A 22,190-nucleotide genomic window follows, 5' to 3' on the forward strand; every position below is an offset into this window, starting at 1 on the left:
TGCGTTATTATTCATCTTTTCCAATCAATTGAAATGACTTTCCGTCAGTTGAGGAGAGGTAGAAGGTTTTGTCGACACTGCCCCCCAGCTCCCCTGCGTAATACTGAACGGTCATCCGATACTTGCTCGTACCGATTTTAGCGTAATAAATCAGCTCGTTAAAACGCGGGAATCGAACATAGTCGTATACTTCATACTGCATAAACGAAAAGTGCTCCCGCAAAAACGACTCCGTGACTGGCAATTTCTTTTTCTTCACATAAGAAAGCAGCTCATCGAGTCGGCGGATGCGTTCCTGGTCCATCACATCTTGTACAAACGTAGAAACTGCTTTCGTCATCCCTTGTTTCTCTTCTTCGGTGACGTTCCCCGGAAACAACTCATCTATTTTGTGGTCCAAGCGGGTTAATAGGACGACAGCCTGCGCTCTGGTGATCATCTCCTTCGGTCGAAATGTCCCATCCGGATATCCTGCCATGATCCCCATTTTGTAAGCAGGATAGACCGTCATTACTTCCCCTTCATTTTCTACTGAGAGATCGGAAAAAAAGTGTGCCTTGGTTCCGCGGTATTTTTCTCCTTCTGACTGATGACCCAAGGCTGCAAGCAATACACGGGTTGCTTCCAACCGATTCATTCCCTCTGTTGGTTTACCCGACGGCATGATTCCCGCTGCCATCAAATGCCGGTAGGTTTTCTCTGACCAGCGTCCTTTTGCAGCCGATAAATATGACTCTTGTATAAAAGCGTCTGGTTCATGTCCGCTAAATTTAGGGATAATTCGTTCTACTAAAGAAAGAAACTGCTCCTCAGTGATCGTCTGCTCCGGTCGAAACGTCCCGTCTGGGAAGCCTTGAATCATGCCACTTTTGGCAGCATTAGTGATTTCTTTAGCTGCCCAATGTCCTTTTGTGTCAGTAAAGGAAACAGCAGACGTAGCGACCCATTCTTCACGTGCCTCGGCCTTTTGAAAGCCACAAGTGGCAGCTCCTGTCATGAAAAACGACAGAGTTAGGGCCAAGACAGTCATTTTTTTTCCGATTTGTCGCAACTGTTTCTGCATCACGAGTACCACCTTTCACAACAGCAATTCAATTACTGTTAGGACGCAGATCTTGTCGTAAAAGTTTCAGCCTATTTTTGCTAAAATGGGTACCAAAAATAAACAACCAGCCTTCGTGTGGACTACTTTTCTTCTTCTTTCTTGTTCGTAAATTGTCTGGGCCTGATATCATCCCAATATCTATCAATTTTAAAAGTATCATGGTCTGGCAATATGGTTACTTGACCTGCTCCTTGTACGATCTCATTTTTCGATGAGTTTTTCAAGAAAACGGTGTAACTAATAAGAATCGATCCAGAAGCCTCATCTCTTTTGAAATCAGTAATTTCGACATCTTCTACAGTTAAGAAGATGTCATGATACGATAAATATGCAGCGGTGAAACCCATTCTGTTTTTGAGGAAATCTTCAGCCTCTTTCTTCGTTAAATAAGGTGTTGCTTTATTTTGTATCACTGAAATATAAGCCGTAAAATCATTGGGTGTTTTTATATAGTCCTCTTTTCTAACTTCGTAATTCATTTTACTGAATTCAATCAATAGTTTTTTAGCTTGCTCTTTCCGTTCTTCATCAGAAATGTCTGATGAGCATGCAGTAAGACTGAACAATAAAAAAAGGATCGTAAGTATGATCTGCAATTCAGCACCCCCAGAGGTAAACATTTACAAATTATATCAATTTAACCTAGAGATATAAATAGAGGATAATCATAAATTGATTTATCCCCGTAGGATCTCAGCAGCTGTTAGTGATCTGCCCGTGGTAAAAAAAGAAAAGAACCCCCTTGTAAATGGAGGTTCAGACAGCTTCCATCAGCTATGACGGGCTGAACTATTAAACGAAAAAGATTTGATGAGTTCCATCGTGCGCAAATGGCGCCTTAACTAACCGATCCACTAGCGACAAGCCATATTTGTTGGCGAAAGCGAAGAAAGATAGCTTACGCTCCTGCAAGCCGCCGTCCGGAAATAAGGACGCCTCGATTCGTTGAACACGCATATGTTCTACGTCATCTTGTTGCTGCAAGGAACGTATCAAGCGCTCTTCCAAAAAAGATACTTGCTCGAGCAGCAGGTTGGTATTCTTTTCAGCCAAGCCACGTAATCCCCCATCTAGCCGCACTACTTCTTCAACGAGTGGTCGATACATCGACAGCAGTTGTTCGCGTGTAGCGGAAAATTGTTTTTGCAATGGATGCGGCTCTTGCCCTGCCGCCCAGTCCCGCTTCCATTCTGCAAAGCCATTCAGTACATGCTCTAAGCGCAGATCGAGACTCTCAAGCAATCTTACCTGTGCGCCTTCGACCAGTGTTACAGACATACGCGGCAAAACGATCGGCATCTGCATCCCGAATAGCTCAAATACTTCCCGATAATACGCCCAATAAGCGATCTCACCAGGCCCCCCGATAAATGCAAGGGTAGGAAAAAGATGCTCCTGCATCAAGCCGCGAGTGACTACATTCGCACTGAAACGCTCAGGCTGATCAGCAGCCAGCCTCATCAAATCCTCACGCGAATAGGATGCACGTCTGTTTACAAAGCGGTCTGCGTGACGCTCGAGCAGCAATCGATCCTGCCCTTCGTAAAGAAACAAATTCGCCTGATGCTCTTCTACCTGAAGCTGCAATGGATACCCCGCCGTAGAAATGCGATCAGCCGCTTTTAGCAACAAATGGGCAACCTGCTCATTCTTTTCAATCACCTGTTCAAATACAGGCCGTTCCAATTCCCTAATAAACGGCAAGGAAGATTCCACGAGAATAAGGCCATGCTTGCCAAATAACGCTGCCATCAGCCGAGCAAACCATTCTGCCACATTGTCTGATGAAGAAGCCGTACTGGTTAACAGCTTTCGTATTTGTCCGGTCTCTGCAGTCTCGGTCTGGGCGTGGAAAAAGCTTTCCAAAAACTGCGTACAAGCTTCCTCATTAAGGGGAAGGCCACTGGCAGAAACGCGCCCTTTTTTGTTCAGGTTCATGCGTTCCTTGTGCAGCCGTGTCTCTTTGTCTGTCAGCCAGTACACATGATCAATTTCATCAATATCATGGTCTTCTCCGGCAATCCAGAAAACCGGGACAACCTCTGCTTGCAGCTCCTCGGACAGCCGCTTTGCAGTCTGTATCAGATGGACGGCTTTGTGGATGGTATACAGTGGGCCTGTCATTACGCCTGCTTGCTGTCCACCAATGACTACATACGTATCCGGATTTTTCAGGGCTTGGATCCGCCGTAGCGCCTCCTGGTGATTCCCGATTTTTTTATTAAACGTATATAAGCCCTCCGCCAGCTGTTCCCGGTGGGAGTACGTCTGTCCCCGAAGCCACTCCAACCGTTCCTGGTACGACTGTATATGGTATGGATTATGGGTAAAAAACTGTAGCGCAGAGGCATCCTGCTGCTGGTATTCCTGTGCCAGCCGATTTGCGATCGGAAGCGCGAGACATTCAACGTTCATGCTAGCTCACCTTTCTTGACATGTAGGAAAGTTTAACTACCCCACCGTGCGAAAGCATCCATGCTTAAACTTTTCCGGAGGGTATAACAAGGTGCCTCAGCGTCTGCTTCCGGCATAACTTCGGTAAGGTGCCTCAGCGTCTGCTTCCGGCATAACTTCGGTAAAAGCTTCCGCGCTAAAACGCGGTCGCTGCTCGGCGAACAGGCCTCAATTAGATTTGTAAGGGCCATGGTCTCTGCAAATTATACCATGCTCCAAAGCTACAAAAAACAAGACAACCCGCATTTATGGGTTGTCAAAGTGTAGGACATGCTTTTTTAGAACTGTGGTGGTGTTACAGACCAGATCAAAACCGCTTCTTCTTCACCTGAATTTTCAATCGAGTGACTTTTGCTGCTGTCAAACGATATGCTGTCCCCTGTTTCCAGAATATGCTCCTCATCGTTAAAACGGGCAGTTACGGACCCCTGGATGACGGTAAAGCACTCTTCGCCATCTGACTGGACAAACTTGTCTACCACCATTTCTCCTGGGGAAAGTCGTACTTCAAGCATTCCCAGCTTGGCACTGCCTCCCATCGAGAGCAACGAATACGTACCTGTCGATTCAGGAAAAACCAGTTGTCTGCGTTTTTGGAAACGAGTCACATGCACTTGTTTTTGATCAATATCTTCAAAAAAATGAATGATGGGTGACTCGAGAGCCTTGGTGATTTTCCACAAGGAATCCAGAGAAGGCTGTGAAATTCCTCGCTCCACTTGGCTAAGCAAACCTTTACTGAGCCCAGTCTTGCCAGCCATAATCTCCAGGGTAAAGCCACGCTCTTTCCGAATCATACGAATCTTGTGTCCGATGGTCTCGATGGGAAGTCGCATAAGTTCCAACCTTCTTTCTTATCGGAATAAATACGCTATGTATTACCAGTGCTTTACACGACACCCATCGTCTTGATTATTCCGGTCGTAAACAGCACTATATAGACAATTCCAAACCAGAGAAACGACAATCGCCATGCGGAAAATCCAACCTTTCGCAGGGAGAGCTTCCCTTTCCACTTCACTTGAATCCACGCCAATAAAGCGATCGAAACAAGGAAAAAACACATTACCCACCACCAGGCGGACAAAGCCTCTGGCCAGATGAGTCCATAAGCGGAAACGGCTGAACGAATCACCAAAAAATTCGTGATATTTATCGCCCAACGGCCTGCCAAGCGCTTGTCCCTCTTCCATCCGTATAAAATTAGATAAACGAGTGGGAAGCCAAGAAATGGCACAACCGTCAACGTACCCCATAAATAGGCCCAGATATTTGCCAACATGGTCATTTACTGTCGCCTCCCTCCTTCCACATTCCCATGCTTGACTTGAGGGTGATCACTCGAAGCAACGTTTCGTGCAGGGGAGTGGGAATCCCGGCAACATGTCCTTGTTTCACGATGTAGCCGTTGATTGAGTCCACTTCCGTTTGCCTGTGTCGCTTGACATCCTGCAGCATGGAGGAAAGATTTCGGGAAGTATTTCGGCATATGGTGACAATTTCCTGCCAGTCCGCTTCCCCTAATTTTTGTCCAGCATACTCAGCTACAGCAGAAGCTTCCAAAAAGAGCTCTCGCATCAGCTTTTCTGTATGTGGATTTTCGAGGAGAGCGCCATTTGGAACTTCAAAAAGCGCTGTTAACGGATTGATCAGTGCATTGGCCATGAGCTTGCGCCATGCATATGGCTTGATTGACTTTTCGAGTATAGTATGGATACCTGCGGAGGTCGCCCAATTCACAAAGTAAAGAATGACTGGATCAGAGTCACTTCCATTCTCCCACGCCCCGACGCGTAAAGTACCGCTCCCTGTATGCACCACTTCCGTTCCTGACAAGCGTCTTGCCCCTTCTGTATTGATGGCAAAGAAGCAATGCTGCTCGGACAGAACGCCATTTAAAAGCTCCTGGTGGCCCATACCATTTTGCAGCGCAATAACGCGTGCCGAGCTGTTTACTTTACGAAACGCTGGCAACAAACCAGATAAATCGGTCTGCTTGACGGTCAACAAATACAAATTCCCTTCAGGCAACCCTCGCTCGATGGGAGAAGCTGAGACAGGGACCACACGCGTATTGCCATCCAGCCCTGTGTAGGTAATCCCTTTTTGCGTGAGCTGATTTGCCTGGAGTGAACTGCGAGTAACCACTGTAACGGCCTCGCCAGCGAGAGCCAACCTTGCCGCATACAGCAATCCAACTGAGCCACCGCCAACTACAACCGTTTGAAGGATGTTTGTTTGTGACCGCATTTGTTCACCTACATTAATCAATACTTATTTTTAAGAATAACAGAGTTTAGGAGATTGTTCAATTGATTGGAACAAAAAAGATCAAAATTATCGAAAAATTTCTGGATTCCAGTTTTTATGAAAGAAAAAAAGAGACTGTCACCTAAAAGCGACAGTCTGAGCTGGAATCTATACCGGATAAACGGGGTGTTTTCGATCCGAAAAGACTTGCTTTTTCCCCTTGTACACTTCGTATCGGCTAATCAGCTCTTGGCGCAGATTACTCGGCGGCACAATCCCATCTACGATCAAATTGGATGCGAGCAAGTACAGATCAATATCTTCCTGGTACTCTTTGCGCTTCTCTGCAATGAATGCTTGACGTTCCTGCGGGTCCTCAATCGCCTGAATTTTGTTGCTGTAGACGGCATTGACCGCTGCTTCTGGTCCCATAACAGCAATCTGCGCATTCGGCAGAGCCAGGCATGCATCTGGTTCAAATGCGGAGCTTGCCATGGCGTACAGACCTGCTCCATACGCTTTGCGAACGATGACCGAGATTTTGGGCACCGTCGCTTCCGCCATAGCGGAAATCATCTTGGCTCCGTGACGGATAATTCCTGCGCGTTCTACCGCTGTCCCGATCATGAAGCCAGGTACGTCAGCGAGGAACAACAACGGAATTTGAAAAGCATCACATAATGTAATAAATCTGGCAGCCTTGTCTGCTGAATCGACAAACAGCACTCCACCCTTTACTCGTGGCTGGTTTGCAATAATTCCAACCGGCTTCCCGTCGAGTCTAGCCAAACCGGTAACCAGTTCCTGGGCAAACAGCTTTTTGATCTCGAAAAAGGAGTCGGCATCCACCAGAGCGGTAATCAGATCGTGCATATTAAAGGCAGCATTCTGATTTTCCGGCACGATACTTGTGATTTCCTTGGCCGTTTCGCTGGGAGCTTTTGCCTGGGCGAGTGGCGGCTCTCCTGTATAGTTGGCCGGGAAGTAACTGAGGTAGTTGCGCGCCGACTGGATCGCTTCTTCTTCATTGGCAGCCAGTACGTCGCCGCATCCGCTAACGGAGCAATGCATCCGTGCGCCACCCAGCTCCTCCAGGCTCACTTTTTCCCCGATAACCATTTCTGCCATGCGCGGCGAACCGAGGTACATGCTCGCATTTTTATCCACCATAATCACGATATCACAGAAAGCGGGAATGTACGCTCCCCCCGCAGCAGATGGACCAAACAGGATGCACACTTGCGGAATTTTTCCTGAAAGCTTTACCTGATTGTAAAAAATGCGTCCAGCGCCACGGCGTCCCGGGAACATTTCTAACTGGTCTGTAATCCGCGCACCCGCAGAATCCACGAGATAAATGAGGGGAACACGCATTTTTTCAGCAGTCTCTTGAATACGAATGATTTTCTCAACCGTGCGCGATCCCCACGAGCCTGCCTTCACGGTCGAGTCATTCGCCATCACGCAAACAGTCTGGCCATTTACTTTACCAATTGCCGTCACTACCCCATCAGCAGGGAGATCTCCCGCCATTACATTGGCGAACAATCCGTCTTCTACCATGAATTCATCATCAAACAACATTTTCAAGCGATCGCGGACGAATAGCTTGTTCTGCTCTTTTAGTTTTTCATGGTATTTGGCGTCGCCCCCTTGCTTTACCTGAGCGATTTTTTCTCGTAGTGTCTCTTCCATCTGCTTGTTCATCGGCGTCCCCCTATTCACTCTCCACGATAGTTCGGTTTTCGTTTTTCTTTAAAAGCTTGCAGCCCTTCCAAACGATCTTTTGTGGGAACAAGCAATTGATAAGCGTTGCTCTCCACCATCAGACCCGAGGCCAAATCGACCTCCATCCCGCAATCAATAGCAAATTTGGCCTGAGCGAGAGCGAGTGGTGCATTGGCTGAAATGCTGTGTGCCAAGGAAAGTGATGTCGTCATCAGTTGCTCCAGAGGTACGACTCGATTGACCAGACCAATCGACAGCGCTTCCTGCGGGTGAACACGTCTGGCTGTAAAAATAAGTTCCTTGGCGATCCCTTTTCCGACGAGACGAGGCAGTCGCTGCGTCCCCCCAGCCCCTGGGATAATGCCTAAGGAGGTTTCCGTCAATCCCATCTGGGCCGTATCACTCATCACCCGAATGTCGCAAGCAAGAGCCAGCTCTGTACCGCCTCCCAATGCCAAACCATTAATGGCAGCAATGACGGGCTTTGGCAGCTTTTCCAGCTCACTAAACGTATCACGGATCGTTCTAATGTATTGCTGCACTTGCTCTTGAGGCATCGTACTCCGTTCTTTCAGGTCGGCCCCTGAACAAAACGCCTTTTCCCCTGCGCCTGTCACGATCAATACCCTGATTTCTGGATCGTGTGCAATCTCACCGATCAAGCGGCACAAGGTCGCAAGCGTCTCTAGGTTGAGGCAGTTAAACACCTGGGGCCGCTCAAGAGTAAGTACGCCAATCAAGCCCTCTTTATGCAAAGAAACCGTCATGCCGTTTCCCTCCTGATTTTTCGGTAGTTATACGGACCTTGCTGCCAGTGATGCCTTCAGAACTTTCGAAGTGAGCTCTCGTCCCAACTGTTCTTGGATGTACGCCCCGGCCAGTGTGACCAGATCCAGATCTACTCCTGTTTCATAGTCCATCCCGTGCAGCATGTACACTAAATCTTCCGTGGAAATGTTACCTGCCGCTCCCGGTGCATATGGACAACCTCCGAGTCCGCCGACCGAGCTGTCAAAGGTGCGTATCCCCTCGTGCAGTGCAGCAACCACATTAGCCAAGCCAGTTCCCCTCGTATCATGAAAATGCCCGGCTAAGCGCTCAGTCGTAACATCTTTCACAAGCTCCCCAATGATCTCGTGTACTTGCTTTGGCGTTGCGACACCAATCGTATCTCCCAAAGACACCTCATACACGCCCATTTCCAGCAGGGCATGTGTCACACGCCGACTGTTTTCCACCGGCACGCGTCCTTCGTAAGGGCAGCCAAACACTGTCGAAACATAACCGCGCACTCGCAGTCCCAATGCTTGTGCTTCTCGCGCCACTTCCCGCAGGATTGGAAATGTATCGTCAATGCTTTTATTAATATTTTTTTGATTGTGGGATTCAGAGGCTGACATGAACAATGCAATTTCGGTTAGTCCAGATGCCGCAGCACGCTCTAATCCGCGAAGATTGGGAACCAGCGCGCTAAACGTCACATCAGTTCGGCGAGTGATTCCTTGCAGGACCTCTTCGGCATCTGCCAATTGCGGAATCCATTTGGGATTGACAAACGAAGTTGCCTCCACTCGTTTCAAACCCGAGGCAGCGAGCTTGTTGATCAACTGAATTTTTGCCTCTACAGGAACAATCTCCTTCTCATTTTGCAGTCCGTCCCGAGGTCCTACCTCTACGATCTGCACGTTGTTCATACACTTCCCCTCCTCTCCTAGCGGGCGCTCAGTTTGTAATCATTTTAATACTATTCCAACTCGATGATAATGTCGCCATCGTTAACGAAGTCGCCGATATTTACTTTTACCTGGGCTACCTTGCCCGCTACCTGCGTCTGAACAGGCACTTCCATTTTCATGGACTCCAACACGATTACGTCTTGACCATCGCTTACTTGATCTCCCGATTGTACGAGCACTTGAATAACGGTACCTGCCATATTAGCTGCTACTTGTTTCATATCCATATCCACTTCCTTTTTTCTTATTTCGATACTCGCTCTTGCACAAACCAGGTCGTGTAGGCACCTGAGCGGAATCGCTCGTCTCCGAGGACCTCCTGCAAAAACGGAATGTTTGTTTTAATTCCAGTAATCAGAAAGTTTTTCGCAGCTTCTTCTGCCCTTTGCAAAGCTTCTTCTCTTGTCGCACCTGATACAATCACTTTGGCAATCATCGGGTCGTAAAATGGCGTTACTTGTGTCCCTGTTTCTACCCCGTCGTCAATCCGAACGAATTCTTGTTTAGGAGGTTGATACAACGTAATCGTTCCTGGAGAAGGCAAGAATGTTACCGGATCTTCGGCATACACCCGCAGCTCAATGGCGTGTCGCAACGCTTTTACGTCTGCCTGGGCAATTCCGAGCGGGCTTCCTTTCGCGATCGCAAGCTGCATCGCGACAAGATCCAGCCCTGTCATTTCTTCTGTCACCGGGTGCTCTACCTGCAGTCGTGTGTTCATTTCTAGGAAATAGAAATTTTTCTCTTCATCCACGATGAACTCAACCGTGCCAACTCCTGAATACCCGACCGCTTTGCCTGCCTGCACAGCGGCTGCACATAATAGCTCCCGTGTAACCTGGTCCAAAAACGGAGAAGGGCTTTCCTCCAACACTTTTTGGTGACGCCGCTGGATCGAGCATTCCCGTTCCAACAGATGAATGACTTCGCCGTGTTGATCAGCGGCGATCTGTACCTCGATATGGTGAGGGCGCTCCACATATTTTTCCACGTACATCGCGTCATTTCCAAAATAGGCTTTTGCACGGCCTCGTGCGGACTGATATGCCTGACATAATTCGGCTTCGTCCCGGCATATCTGCATACCGATTCCGCCCCCGCCTGCGCTCGCCTTTAACATAACCGGATATCCAATAGACGCAGCTACCGCAGCTGCTTCCTCGGGTGACTCTACAGGCTCCTCACAACCAGGTACAACAGGCACCCCTGCTGCTTGCATAATTTTGCGGGCTGTCAGCTTGTCTCCCATTTGTCCGATTACTTCAGGTGTAGGTCCAATAAATACCAAGCCTTCTTCCAAAACCCGCTTTGCGAAACCCTCGTTTTCAGACAATAGTCCATAGCCAGGATGAATCGCATCAGCATTTGTACTCTTGGCTGCTGCGATGATTGCCTCTACATTTAAATAACTGTGAGGTACAGGCGGCGGTCCGATATGCACCGCTTCGTCCGCTTCCCTAACGAATGGCAAGTCTTTGTCCGCATCGGAATAGACTGCGACTGTAGCTACACCCTTCATCCGGCAGGTACGAATAATTCGTCTGGCAATTTCACCACGGTTTGCAATTAGTACCTTACGCATGGCAACGCTCCCCTCTTTTACAAACCTGAACGCAATAAAAAAGCGTTTTCACAATTGTTTTCCGGTTTGCTGCATGTGCTGCTACTTCCTATTGTGCCATGAGATTGAAAAGAGTTCTAGGCTGAAATTTTAAAATTTTCCAAGGAAGTGAAAACATTTCCTGAGAGACAGCATGTTTCCCGGACTTTTTCATCGTCCTTTTGCAAGAAAAACTCTACGGAATTCGCCATAATGGTGTATACTAGGTATTAGTGGCCGAAGGTGGCCCAGGTAAAGAGCTGTGAGAGGAGTGGCTAACCAATGTTTGAAGTAAGACGTTTGCAAATCAACTACAAGACACTGGAGGAATTCCAAAAGTTTCGCGAATTTGGCCTGGAGGAGCTTTCGATGAAGGAAGACCTGGAGGCGAACATCGTGGAAAACGATTCGGAATCTCCTTTTTATGGTATTTATGACAACGATCTTTTGGTAGCACGGATGAGCCTCTACAAAATTGATGGAAAATACGACCGTTATTTCCAACCTTCGCAGGATTATTATGAGCTGTGGAAGCTTGAAGTCCTGCCTGATTACCGTGACAAGGATTACGGAACAGCTCTGGTTAACCACGCGAAAAGCTTCGGTGCACCAATCAAGACAAACTCCCGCTGTCGTGCTGACCAATTTTGGCTGAAAATGGGCTTCACACCTGTGAAGTACAATCTCATGCGTGATCGTGGGGAAAACCCGTACGTTTGGTTGCCAGAAAACGTCGGACTGCAAGACTAGCGCTCTACTCATAATGAAAGCAAAAAAGAAGCGGCTGCTAAATCTCCGCTTCTTTTTATGTAAAAAAGACTGCCTCTACTTTTCTACTCGCTCCAAATTGCCGTTTTCATCCATCTTGAATATGGCTTTGGTCGAGTCTTCTTCTTGCAAAAAGGCTAGCTTGCGGGCACGATCCATGATCTGTACCAAGGCACGATAATCATCGTTGACACCTTGGACCTGCTCCAGCTCTCTTTTCGCTTTTGCATGCGCCTCTGTCAATTCTTTTATTTCCAATTCTTTTCCTTCCAACTCTTGTTCCAACTGCCTCAAGCGACGTGACATTTCTTTTTGATTGACCAGCATTCGAATCACTGATTCAATCTGCTGCTCCTCGTCCTCTGCTTGTTTGGACACCTCCGGAGTAACAGGAATTTGCCGTTTAGGCGTCAGAGCCACGACCTCCGTGTCGGCAATTCCTTGAGGCGGAGCCACCCTGCCCATTTTTTTCAATTGCTGCCTTTGGCTTTTAGCAATGGAAATCGCGGCATCATAACGCTTACGAACGCAACTGTTCCACCGGAAACCGCAAGCGGCTGCCGTTCTTCCTAACCTTTGACCCACTTCTTCAAATGCGGCAAGCTGTGTGCCGCCTTCGCGTATGTGGCGCAAGGTGACTTCCGCCAACACTAGATCGTCATCTTCGGTCCATGCGTCTTGTCTGGAAGCTACCATATGAGTCCCTCCCGTTACCTTTAAAAAGGATGATGTAGTTCATCCTATGCTTTTCCCTACTCTTGTAGAATCGCTTTCTACTAGAAAAAGTATGTCCAAGCAAATAAATGTTTAAACGGGAGAAACCTTTTCGCGCCGAAAGCTACCGTTTGGTGAGAAACTTTTCCACCACGGCAACATGTGCTTCACTGCCCCAATTCCCTGCGCACTGATCTATTTCCTTTCTAATTCGTTCGGACTGAGGAAGCCCGGCACGCTTCCAGTGCAATATCCGCATATAAGCCTCGATCCCAACAAGTGGCTGCGTTGCGATCTTGCGTGCGAAGCGATTCACTTCCTCCTCCAGTTGCGCCGCCAGATACACTTCATCGACGAAACCGTACGTCTTGGCTTCCTCTGCGGATAGCCGTTCACCAGTTAAAAGCAAAGTGAGAGCCTTGGATTCAGGTAATATATCCAACAGGCGACTTCCTCCACCCCATCCGGTTGTAATGTGCATTCCGATCTGAACAAAACCAAATACAGCCTTGTCGCTTGCAAAGCGGAAATGGCAGGCTCCAGCAAATTCGCATCCTCCTCCCACTGCTGCCCCGTTGATCATCGCAATGACTGGCTTGGTGCTTTGATCAATTGCTGACAACAGCGCACCCACCTTGCTCAAAAGCGGATATGCCTGTTCGTATCCCCTGGCAGCAATGAATTGGTTTAAGTCTCCACCAGATACGAAGCTTTTGCCTGTGCCCGTAATGATAAGAACTTTTACCGTTTCATCAGCTCCGCAATCGCGTAGTGCCTCGTGTAATTCCTCGACCAGTTCTACACTGATCGCATTATGTACTTCAGGTCGATTCAACGTAATCGTGGCGATCCCATCTTGCTTTTTTACGTGTAAGGTTTCCATCATGGCTTCCCAACCTTTTCATCCATCCTATTTGACTTTATTTTACCGTCATTTGACGAAGAATCCTATTGGGATGAGAAAAAAACCGTTCATGATGTCCCTGAAAAGTAAAAAAAGGAGGCCGTGGCCCCCTCTTCTCTTCTTTACGACAACAAATTTTTCATGGCTGAGGAATTGAAGCCTACAATCAAGTTTTCCCCGTCGGTAAGGATCGGTCTTTTCAGAAGCTGAGGCTCTTCACTGAGCATTTCCAGCAATTCTTTTACAGACATGTCGTTAACGTCCACATCCAGGTTTTTAAAGCGTTGACTTCTCGTAGACAAAATTTCATCCAGTCCATTCGAGGTCATTTTGATGATATCAAGCAGCTCTTCCGCTGTTGGTGGGTTTTTAAACAAATGACGCTCTTCATAATTTACGCCGTTCTCTGCCAACCATGCCTTCGCTTTCCGACAGGATGTGCAGCTCGGATACGTGAAAAACGTTAATTTTTGAGTATGTGTACGTTCAGCAACTGCCATCGGTTACCCCTCCATCTCATCTATACGATCTACTTTCATTGAATACAAGTGTTACCAACAATTGTTCCATATGTTAGGAACCAATACTTGCAAAAAGTTAGCTAATAAAAAAACCTTCCTTAATTGGGATTATAAATCTGCCATTAACACTGTGTCAATAGTAGTTAATCTAAAAACTTGGCGAAAAATCCGGATATATACTGTCCCTGCACACTCGAACCTTAACAATCTAAGGAAATTCGGTTACACTTATAATGATTTGTTTTGACAAGAAGGGGGTAACAGCATGGATTACGATGCGCAAAAGTTAACCAGTGCTTTAGCTGACCCCACCCGTTTTTCCATTTACCAATTTGTCGCATACAGCAAAGACCCAATCACTGTCCAGGAAGTAGCCGATCATTTTTCCATTCATCCCAATGTTGCTCGGCTGCATTTAACCAAACTGGAGGATGTCCATCTGCTTACTGCCGTCACGGACAAAAGCGGCAAGGGAGGACGTCCCAGTCGATTGTATTCATTGTCTGACCAGGTGGTGAGCCTGCAGTTCCCACCGCGTGACTATCAGTTGCTGGCCGACATCGCGATTGAAAGTCTGCTCTCGCTCGGTGAACCGGGTAAAGCCGCTCTGATCAACATGGGACATAGAATCGGTACAGAGATGGCAAAACGGGCGGTTGCCCAAAGCGGATTACAGTTACAAACGGCCACTATGGAAGAAAAATTGCATTTGATTCATCGACTCGTCGTCGCCCAAGGATTAAAGCCTGATATTGAGCTTATAACGGATGGCGTTCTCCGCTTCCGTGTAAACAACTGCACATTTTCAGATTCAGCCAAAAAATACCCTAACTCTGTATGCCACATGCACAACGCCCTTTTGATGGGAATATTCGAAACGTACTTGGGGAAAATTGAATTACGTGAGGATGATTCCATGATAGGCGGATGTAAGTCATGTAATTATACGGTGATCCAATATTGACAAAACGTTTCCTGCTTTGGATAGACGAAGTATGACAAAATTCCGTCATACCTTTTTTGGTAAGACAAAATTCCGTCATACCTTACCGTTTACACACATTCGCCCGTCCTATATAATGGGGTAGGAATCTTGTAAATCTTACCGTTCTATGCAAAAGGGGGGACAAAAATGGATCGTATGTATCGCGTGCTTGGTTTCTGGACCATCGTAATCGCGCTGATGGCGTTTTGGGGCGGTTTGTACCCAATGGCGCTCATCTTCTTCGGTCTGACTGCTTTCTTCGTAGCGCTGAGCTACATGAGCTTGACTGAACGAGTGTACTTAAACATCTTCTTTGGCTTTATGTTCCTGTCTTTCGTAGGATTCACGTACTACACTTTCTTCTTGATGCCTGTGGGACCACAAGAACACGCTTTCTTGCAAATGATTATGTAATGAAAAAAGATGCTCGCACTGAGCATCTTTTTTGTATGATTATACGGTCGAACGAACATGGTTCTCTCTATCATTCGTAGAGGGATTTTTTGATTTCCTCGTCCAGTCCCTTGGCTTGCACCATGACGCGGAATCGTCCTCCTAATCCAGCGGGATCCATGACTTGCATGATCGCCCGGTTTCGTTTCATCGCCATACTGGTGAAAGGGTCTGTATCCGTATGAGCCACGGCCTTTTCAAGCAAGCCGCTTTTGATCAGAAAACGATCTTGCCGCATATACGCCCATTCACGCAGTCCTACGTCTTCCCCATACTTGCTCCATGCCGAAAAATTGACATGGGCTGTTATATCCTGCCCTCCCGTATGTATGTACGGGTTATCATGGGCCTGATGGCGGTAGTAGCACATCAGTGTCCCCTGCTTGCGGCTCGGATGATATAATTCTTCCTGCAAGTCACCATAATCAATCGTAATAACAAATCCTTTTTTCAAGAGGCGGGAAACAGCTTTTGCAGCCTGCTGTAACGAAAGATTGACCTCGATCCGCATTCCTGCAGGCAAAGTCATGTCCAAAGATTCCAGGTATCTACCAAGCTCTGGAGTTACTTCGTTTAACCCCTCCAGGAACCCGTCCCCGCCATCCGTGACCCATACCTCCTGCCAACCCGCCTTTGTTTTTTCAGCGATGTGCACAGGGAATGCATCCAGCCATTCATTCGAGACGATGACGCCTTCTATTTGCCTTTGATTCGCAGCCTCTTCCAACGAAGTAAACCATTCCTTGGCAACATCGTGCGAGGAGAGAACTTCCTGCTGAATCTTGCGATGATAGGGGCTCGCTTCAATCATGATAACGGTAAGCAGGGGATACAAATCGGGAACGGCCTCACGAAAGCGATCCAACATGTGCCCACAAAGCGCACCTGTACCACCTCCGATTTCTACCAGGGTCGGGGCCTTTATATTTCCTGCTCTCCACATCTTTATCACAGCATCCGCTACTGTTTCTGCAAACACAGAATGAACCGTGGCGCTCGTAAAAAAATCTCCTTCCTTTCCGACTTTAGGCTTGTCTGACATGTAGTAACCGTAGGTAGGGTGGTAGAGAGCCAGCTCCATATATCGTGAAAAAGGAATGGCTTTCTTACATTCTTTCTGCATTTCCTCTCGAATCAGCGTATTCAAGTCCATTGGGCTCTTCTCCTGCTATCCAAATTCAAGCTATTAAGGCTATAATACGAAAAGAAGTCATACAATGGGAAAGAGATAAGGGAGACACTTGAAATATTTCCCATCATGAAAGCAAAAGGTGAAAACATGCGCAAATTTCTGCTCATTCTTTTCCTCTTTATATGTCCACTGACCGTACTCGCTCAGGAAGAGACTACGCTTCCATTGGAGCAGTTGATCTTGCAGCAGCATTTCACTCAAAAAGAGCTGGAGCGGACTCTCACCTTGATCAAGGCAGAAGAAACTCGGACATATGGGGAGATTGCACGTATTGATCTTGAACTGCAGCGTCAAAAGCTTGTGATTGAAGCCATGCAGCGTCATGCTGGTGAAGTAGCTAGAGCCTATTATACAGGCGAACGGGCGAATCTTCTGACCCTATTGTTAAATGCGGAAAATTTCAATGATTTTTTATTGATGCTTGACTTTATCCAAATTTTATATGAACACGATATGAATCGGCTAGAGGCCTACCAATCTGAACGGTTCAAGCTGACTACACTGCAGTCCGACAAGCAAAGCCGCTTAACTCTTCTCAGGGATACCCGTCAAAAATACGAGTTACAATTGGCCCAGATGCTTGCCATTCAAGCCGAAAAAGAAAAGAATGTGCAAAAGCTGGACGACCCGACTACAGTCGAAGCTCTCATGGACCATCTCATAGACGATTGGGAAAAACGCGGATTGCCGGCCTTCCAGACCTTCTTCAGTATGCTGGCAAAAGTCATGGTGCAGGTTCCCGAGCTGGCTACACCGGATCGCATCCAGTCAGACGGTCTCTTTTCTCACACGTTGACGATCAAGCAGGATGACTTCAATCAGTTTCTGGTTGCAAAAGACGAGTTGTTCAAACAATCGCGCTTTTCATTTGAAGAAAATAAACTGATCGTTGAAGGCACTTACGATCACATGGAGCTTCGACTCGTTGGAGCGTATGAACTCGTCTCGCCTACGCAGTTGAAATTTCACATTAACGAGCTGTCTTTTGACGGATTTGCATTGCCCAAGTCCACCGTTGAGGAGATGGAGAAAGCGTACGATTTGGGTTTCTATCCGGAACTGATTTCACCTAACATTCAGGTAGAGGGTATCTCGATGGTCAACGAAGAATTAAAACTACAGCTAAAATTGAATCTTCCGTTTGGATTCGGAAAGAAATAAGGCCAGCTCATACGTTAGCTGGCTTTTTTTACTGAAACGGCCGTGTCGACGTGGACAGGCATCTCTTTTTGCAATCGAATCATATAGTTGATGGCTTCTTTTGTCAACGTCGGATCCTTTTCCTTGTTTTGAAGCTTGGCAAGGGTCTGGGGAACTGGATAAATTACATAATGTCGTTTACCGTTCTTGCGATAAAAATGAACATAGGTCGGAATCATCTCCGCGTCTTCAATGCTTGCTTCCCCGGATTCACTCTTGTGCAGGGTGAGCTTCAGAATCGTTCCCACATCTTTGTAATCCCATCTCTGCGCTGATATGAAATTCCCCAAAGAATACGTAATTAATCCAGTATGCTCGCTTCCATCTTCCAGCTTGACCGTTTTCCACTCGTAGGGCTGAACGACGTGAGGATGTGCGCCCAAGATTAAATCGGCCCCGTACAAAAGACATAGTTCGGCTGTCTTCTTTTGGGCATCGTTTGGTAAACGCTGGTACTCTTCGCCGAAATGAAGGGCTACTGCGACGAGATCCGCCCCCTTTTCTCGGGCTCGTGCAATGTCTTTTTTAATCAGCTCGGGTGAAATCAAATTGATTAAATAATCCTTGCCCTGCGGGATCGGAATGCCGTTTGTTCCATACGTATAGGAGAGAAGTCCAAGTGTAAAACCGTCCTTATGGAGAAGAAGCGGCTCGTCACGCTCCTCTGGACTGGCAAATGTCCCCGTGTGCAAGATGCCTGCTTCATCCAGGTACTTGATCGTTTGTCGTACACCCTGTTCTTTTCGGTCCAACGAATGGTTATTGGCAGTGGATACAGCCGTGAAGCCTACCTCCTTCAAGGTTGAAGCTAGTATTTCCGGTGAATTAAACATGGGATAACCGGAATACTTCGCTCCACTCCCGCTCATCGTCGTCTCCAAATTTCCAATGATCCAATCCGCTTGTCTGAACAGCGGCTCCACATTTGTAAAGAAAGGCCTGAAATCATATGTTTTCGTAGCTTCATTCCATGCTGCATCCATCTGCTCCTGATGTACCATGATATCTCCGACGGCCATGACCGTGATGCGCTGTTCAGGAAAACGCGAAGAAGGCTCGACCAACAAAGCCGGCTTTTCCCCTACGCTTGCCTTTGTGCTGTCCTCTATTTGCTGCGCCAGAGGTGATGGTAGGGCGGGATCAGTCGGGATCACGTTTGGAGCCGGAGCTGTATAGGGCATCTCCTGTTTGGCAACAGGCTGGACACAACCTGCTGCACTGGTGCACCCTAGGGCAAGGACTACCACCCATAAACACCATTTTTTCTTCATATTTCGTAGCTCCTTTTTATTTGTGACCCCTTCCTCTTCGCCGCCTGCCATCAATATCCTTTTCTATTCCAAAAGAATCATGTCACAAGACCTACCGCAGCATTCCTGTCACGAACGGATTGTACGTTTTCTCGTAATCAATTGTCGTTTTCGGTCCATGGCCCGGATATACAATCGTCTCGTCATCCAGCTCAAACAATTTGTCCTGGATGCTGATCATCAATGTCTCATAGTCTCCGCCAGGCAAATCCGTGCGCCCGATGCTTTGTGCAAAAAGTACGTCTCCCCCAAAGCAATGCTGCCCGATCACAAATGAGCAGCTTCCAGGGGAATGGCCCGGTGTATGCAAGACTTGAATTGTGAGGCCTGCCAGCTCTAGCGTTTGACCATCTTCCAGCTCATGCTCGGCCCGCTTGCAAACAATGGGCTCCGGTAAATTCCAGCGACTGGAACCATTCAGATCCGGATTCGTCAGCCACTCTTGCTCAAGCGGATGGATGTAGACAGGCGCTTTGGTCAGTTCACGCACTTGATTGAGGCCACCAATATGATCCAAGTGAGCATGTGTCAGCAGGATCGCCACCACTTGCTTACCAGAAAGGGCTTGCAAGAGGCTTGCGGGCTCCATCCCCGGATCGATCACGATCGTCTCATTTGTCTGCGGATTTGTTAAAACATAGGCATTCGTTTGGAATCCTCCCAATGCAAAGGTTTGAATCATTAGTTGTTGGTCGCTCATAGGAACCTCCCGGATTTTTTGATACGATAGAGTAAATTGCTTTTTTCGAGGTGAATGGTATGCGCTATATGTACGGCGTGGAACTTCTTGTACCGGCTGGTAAGCTGCCTGGTTTCTATGCTCAAGTCATACATAAAATTGGTGATCATGTCAATGTCTTTGACCGAGACAAACTGCTTTTTATCGTGGAAAACGACGCTGAACGAGAAAAGCTGGAAGCTGTATTGACCAAATCTTCCATGCTGGGGGACGTATTTCCCCTCCTGCTGCTTCCTCCCACTACGGAGTGGGAGCATCTGGACGATTTAGGCTTTGTCAGTCAAAATGAACATCTTTACTTGTATGCAGAAAGAGTTTCTTTGTTCACCGTCCCTCCCACATCTGGCTCTGCACAAGACCGTTGGGCCGCTTCTGAACAGTGGAGGGAGCATTTACTCGGCAGCGTTCCTCAAACAGCGGATGAATCAGCGATTTATATCATCGACAGCAGTTTGGCTGAGCTGGCCGAAGGAATTGCGCGCGCCTATCAGATAACGCTTACCTGGCTGCACCGTGGATCGTAAAAACTACTACCGATGACCTTGGACCGCTCATGCCAATGAGACCCGGATCCAAGGCTCGGATCCAACAGGTCGAAACTACATAGGCCGCCTTGCCCCCGAAAAAAGAGGGGAAGGCGGCCTGAGGTTAACGCGGCTGCAAATTTCTTATTTGCTTTCTGTATACTTCTTCAGGAATTCTTGCACTTTGTTCGGATCCGCTTTCTGCTCCAAACCCGTTTTCACTAAAGGCGTTAACGTCGATACTGCTTTAAATTTATGGTCGTTATACGTTTTGATCAGTTCATCCTGATTGATCGTATACAAGATCGCTTTTCGCAAATCTTCGCTTTTAGACACTTCTCTGTTATTCAGGTTAAACAAGAGGTACGCTACGCCATTGCTTTCGAGGGTTTGCAGCTTGAGCTTGCTGTCATTATTCACCAAATCGAACTTCGTTTCCGAAACGCCGTAGTACACATGGATCTCTCCACTTCTTAAAGCCGATAACGCGCTGTCCGCGTCTTTGATGAAACGCACGACGATCTTGGAAATTTTCGGCTCGAATTCCGAGCCTTTTCTGTAGCCAGGATTTTTATAGAATACCGCCTCGTAATCGTTTTTGTAAGAAAGAATATAAGGTCCGCTGGCTGTGAGCGTATTGTTGTACGTAGCGCCTTCCGTTACTGTCGCCTGATCGCCGTAGGAAACATCCTTATTGACATCGTACGTGGCCACGTCAAACGTATTGATGCTCTCTACCTGCTTCTTGGAAACAATCCCTGCCGATTGATGCGCCAAATAGTTCAATACTTGCGGGAACGGTTTTGTCGTTGTTACTTTCACAATCTGGTACTTCCCCGCTTGATTGTTCGCCTCTTCTTTACTACCCGCCAAGCCACTGATCGGAGCCTTTACCCCTTTTTCCAGCGCTTCTTTAATCGTGCTGGATGATCCGGACTGCTTCACGGAGGAGAGCTCATTCAGATCCGTAACAATCTCGACATTCTGGATATGTTCATGCAAGCTGTACGTTCTATGATCTGGAACGGAGTCTTTGTTTTTAGCGCGGCTTAATGAGAATACCACATCCTCTGCACCTACTCGTTCGAGCGAATCAACCGCGGTTTTCTCTTTCATTTTGGCAAAGGTAATGTCGTCTCTCAAAAGGAAATAATACTCGGAATTACCGTCAGCAATGGCGAAATTGTGGGACAGAGCGCCCTCTGCCGTAATTTGATCATCATCCGTCAGGTTCACCAGACGTACATACATATTGGTATTCAGCATATTAATCGACCCGTCATTTCCTTTAATCGGATCAAGAGAGGTCAGGCTCGGATTGCTCTGCTGCAAAATTAATGGCTCTTTATCCCGCTTGGACTCATCGACAAAATCGATCGCTTCCCAAACCATCGATCTGGATTTGGACAATCGGACGGAGCTTTCTTTCAATACGTTTTTATTCAAAGCCTGGCTCTTCAAGGATACGTATAACGGAGCGATATAGGCTTTGTCAAACACGAGCCGCTGCTCCAGCTTTTTATACGTTTCCTTATATTGCTCCGGTGTTTGCGATCCTGCCGTATCAATTAAGTTGTCCAGCTCAGGATCGCTGATCGGCCCTTTGTTGTAGTCTCCGCCCGTTTTAAACAAGGATCTGACTGCATAATCCGGATTACCCGTTACAGTTGTCCAGCTTGAGATAGCGATGTCATAGTTGCCAGCCTTTTGCTGAGCTGTATAGCTTCCGAAATCAGGCTGCATGTTCAATTTTACACGAAATCCTGATTTCGTTAGCTGATCTCGAATCACGTTGGCATCTGTTTCATTGCTGCTCATCGTAAGCAGTTCGATATCTGCCCCCTTTGATGTGACTGGCTCCTTGGTGACATCCTTCACAACATCCTTTTTCGTTGCGATTTCGCACCCTCCCAGCACAAGCAATGTGCTTAGAAACAGTGCAGATACGACCTTCTTATTCATCTAAAATCCTCCCTGTCCTCGTTAAACAGCTATCGTTAACCCACT

Annotated in this window: 23 protein-coding genes; 5 read left to right on the plus strand and 18 right to left on the minus strand. The window is 47.3% G+C overall.

Annotated elements, in window-relative coordinates:
• Nucleotides 1–7: 7 nt before the first annotated feature.
• The 11 genes from ACIFQN_RS20360 to ACIFQN_RS20410 all read right to left on the minus strand — a co-directional run bounded on the left by ACIFQN_RS20360 (nt 8) and on the right by ACIFQN_RS20410 (nt 10,855).
• The gene (locus tag ACIFQN_RS20360; RefSeq protein WP_429834835.1) at nt 8–1,063 is read right to left on the minus strand and encodes an S-layer homology domain-containing protein; all 1,056 of its coding nucleotides are present in this window, start codon (nt 1,061–1,063) and stop codon (nt 8–10) included.
• Nucleotides 1,064–1,185: 122 nt separating this feature from the next.
• Nucleotides 1,186–1,701 carry a hypothetical protein gene (locus ACIFQN_RS20365; protein WP_429834836.1) on the minus strand — a complete coding sequence of 172 codons (516 nt, stop codon included), beginning with the start codon at nt 1,699–1,701 and terminating at the stop codon, nt 1,186–1,188.
• 196 nt (nt 1,702–1,897) lie between these two features.
• Entirely contained in the window at nt 1,898–3,520 is a 1,623-nt protein-coding gene (bshC, locus tag ACIFQN_RS20370) for a bacillithiol biosynthesis cysteine-adding enzyme BshC (RefSeq protein ID WP_429834837.1), read from the minus strand.
• A gap of 317 nt (nt 3,521–3,837) precedes the next feature.
• A complete protein-coding gene (locus ACIFQN_RS20375) occupies nt 3,838–4,395 on the minus strand; it encodes a helix-turn-helix domain-containing protein (RefSeq protein WP_429834838.1) in 558 nt (185 codons plus the stop codon).
• Between the two features lie 53 nt (nt 4,396–4,448).
• Nucleotides 4,449–4,847: a DUF3397 domain-containing protein gene (locus ACIFQN_RS20380; protein WP_429834839.1), complete on the minus strand. Its 399-nt coding sequence runs from the start codon at nt 4,845–4,847 to the stop codon at nt 4,449–4,451.
• The gene (locus ACIFQN_RS20385) at nt 4,844–5,809 is read right to left on the minus strand and encodes a ketopantoate reductase family protein (RefSeq protein ID WP_429834840.1); all 966 of its coding nucleotides are present in this window, start codon (nt 5,807–5,809) and stop codon (nt 4,844–4,846) included. The genes ACIFQN_RS20380 and ACIFQN_RS20385 overlap by 4 nt, the downstream gene beginning before the upstream one ends.
• A gap of 168 nt (nt 5,810–5,977) precedes the next feature.
• Nucleotides 5,978–7,516, minus strand: coding sequence for an acyl-CoA carboxylase subunit beta (locus tag ACIFQN_RS20390; protein WP_429834841.1), 1,539 nt, complete (start codon nt 7,514–7,516; stop codon nt 5,978–5,980).
• A 14-nt stretch (nt 7,517–7,530) separates the two neighbouring features.
• Complete coding sequence (locus ACIFQN_RS20395) at nt 7,531–8,304, minus strand: enoyl-CoA hydratase-related protein (RefSeq protein ID WP_429834842.1); 774 nt, start codon at nt 8,302–8,304, stop codon at nt 7,531–7,533.
• A gap of 27 nt (nt 8,305–8,331) precedes the next feature.
• Complete coding sequence (locus tag ACIFQN_RS20400) at nt 8,332–9,231, minus strand: hydroxymethylglutaryl-CoA lyase (RefSeq protein WP_429834843.1); 900 nt, start codon at nt 9,229–9,231, stop codon at nt 8,332–8,334.
• Nucleotides 9,232–9,281: 50 nt separating this feature from the next.
• Nucleotides 9,282–9,494: an acetyl-CoA carboxylase biotin carboxyl carrier protein subunit gene (locus tag ACIFQN_RS20405; protein ID WP_429834929.1), complete on the minus strand. Its 213-nt coding sequence runs from the start codon at nt 9,492–9,494 to the stop codon at nt 9,282–9,284.
• A gap of 23 nt (nt 9,495–9,517) precedes the next feature.
• The gene (locus tag ACIFQN_RS20410) at nt 9,518–10,855 is read right to left on the minus strand and encodes an acetyl-CoA carboxylase biotin carboxylase subunit (protein WP_429834844.1); all 1,338 of its coding nucleotides are present in this window, start codon (nt 10,853–10,855) and stop codon (nt 9,518–9,520) included.
• A gap of 300 nt (nt 10,856–11,155) precedes the next feature.
• Here ACIFQN_RS20410 and ACIFQN_RS20415 point away from each other — a divergent pair, with 300 nt between their 5' ends.
• Nucleotides 11,156–11,623, plus strand: coding sequence for an N-acetyltransferase (locus ACIFQN_RS20415; RefSeq protein WP_429834845.1), 468 nt, complete (start codon nt 11,156–11,158; stop codon nt 11,621–11,623).
• A 75-nt stretch (nt 11,624–11,698) separates the two neighbouring features.
• On the opposite strand, the gene ACIFQN_RS20420 is transcribed toward ACIFQN_RS20415, so the two are convergent.
• The 3 genes from ACIFQN_RS20420 to ACIFQN_RS20430 form a co-directional block, all read right to left on the minus strand.
• Entirely contained in the window at nt 11,699–12,337 is a 639-nt protein-coding gene (locus ACIFQN_RS20420; RefSeq protein ID WP_429834846.1) for an RsfA family transcriptional regulator, read from the minus strand.
• A gap of 142 nt (nt 12,338–12,479) precedes the next feature.
• A complete protein-coding gene (locus tag ACIFQN_RS20425) occupies nt 12,480–13,241 on the minus strand; it encodes an enoyl-CoA hydratase/isomerase family protein (protein WP_429834847.1) in 762 nt (253 codons plus the stop codon).
• 140 nt (nt 13,242–13,381) lie between these two features.
• Nucleotides 13,382–13,759, minus strand: a complete 378-nt coding sequence (locus ACIFQN_RS20430; RefSeq protein ID WP_429834848.1) for a Spx/MgsR family RNA polymerase-binding regulatory protein — start codon at nt 13,757–13,759, stop codon at nt 13,382–13,384.
• Between the two features lie 286 nt (nt 13,760–14,045).
• Here ACIFQN_RS20430 and ACIFQN_RS20435 point away from each other — a divergent pair, with 286 nt between their 5' ends.
• Both ACIFQN_RS20435 and ACIFQN_RS20440 read left to right on the plus strand, forming a co-directional pair.
• Nucleotides 14,046–14,744: a helix-turn-helix transcriptional regulator gene (locus tag ACIFQN_RS20435; RefSeq protein WP_429834849.1), complete on the plus strand. Its 699-nt coding sequence runs from the start codon at nt 14,046–14,048 to the stop codon at nt 14,742–14,744.
• A gap of 168 nt (nt 14,745–14,912) precedes the next feature.
• Nucleotides 14,913–15,179, plus strand: coding sequence for a DUF2626 domain-containing protein (locus tag ACIFQN_RS20440; protein ID WP_429834850.1), 267 nt, complete (start codon nt 14,913–14,915; stop codon nt 15,177–15,179).
• A 70-nt stretch (nt 15,180–15,249) separates the two neighbouring features.
• On the opposite strand, the gene ACIFQN_RS20445 is transcribed toward ACIFQN_RS20440, so the two are convergent.
• A complete protein-coding gene (locus ACIFQN_RS20445) occupies nt 15,250–16,371 on the minus strand; it encodes a class I SAM-dependent methyltransferase (RefSeq protein WP_429834851.1) in 1,122 nt (373 codons plus the stop codon).
• A gap of 126 nt (nt 16,372–16,497) precedes the next feature.
• On the opposite strand from ACIFQN_RS20445, the gene ACIFQN_RS20450 reads away from it, so the two are divergent.
• A complete protein-coding gene (locus ACIFQN_RS20450; RefSeq protein ID WP_429834852.1) occupies nt 16,498–17,571 on the plus strand; it encodes a hypothetical protein in 1,074 nt (357 codons plus the stop codon).
• 14 nt (nt 17,572–17,585) lie between these two features.
• Here the strand turns inward: ACIFQN_RS20450 and ACIFQN_RS20455 are convergent, their stop codons facing one another.
• Nucleotides 17,586–18,881: a CapA family protein gene (locus ACIFQN_RS20455; RefSeq protein WP_429834853.1), complete on the minus strand. Its 1,296-nt coding sequence runs from the start codon at nt 18,879–18,881 to the stop codon at nt 17,586–17,588.
• Nucleotides 18,882–18,972: 91 nt separating this feature from the next.
• Nucleotides 18,973–19,620 (minus strand): MBL fold metallo-hydrolase, encoded by a 648-nt coding sequence (locus ACIFQN_RS20460; RefSeq protein ID WP_429834854.1) that lies wholly within the window; start codon nt 19,618–19,620, stop codon nt 18,973–18,975.
• Between the two features lie 59 nt (nt 19,621–19,679).
• On the opposite strand from ACIFQN_RS20460, the gene ACIFQN_RS20465 reads away from it, so the two are divergent.
• On the plus strand, nt 19,680–20,183 hold the full coding sequence (locus ACIFQN_RS20465; protein ID WP_429834855.1) for a hypothetical protein: 504 nt from the start codon (nt 19,680–19,682) through the stop codon (nt 20,181–20,183).
• A 144-nt stretch (nt 20,184–20,327) separates the two neighbouring features.
• Here ACIFQN_RS20465 and ACIFQN_RS20470 read toward each other — a convergent pair whose 3' ends face one another.
• Entirely contained in the window at nt 20,328–22,145 is a 1,818-nt protein-coding gene (locus ACIFQN_RS20470; RefSeq protein ID WP_429834856.1) for an ABC transporter substrate-binding protein, read from the minus strand.
• Nucleotides 22,146–22,190 lie beyond the last annotated feature (45 nt).

This window comes from Brevibacillus sp. NRS-1366 (assembly GCF_050467985.1).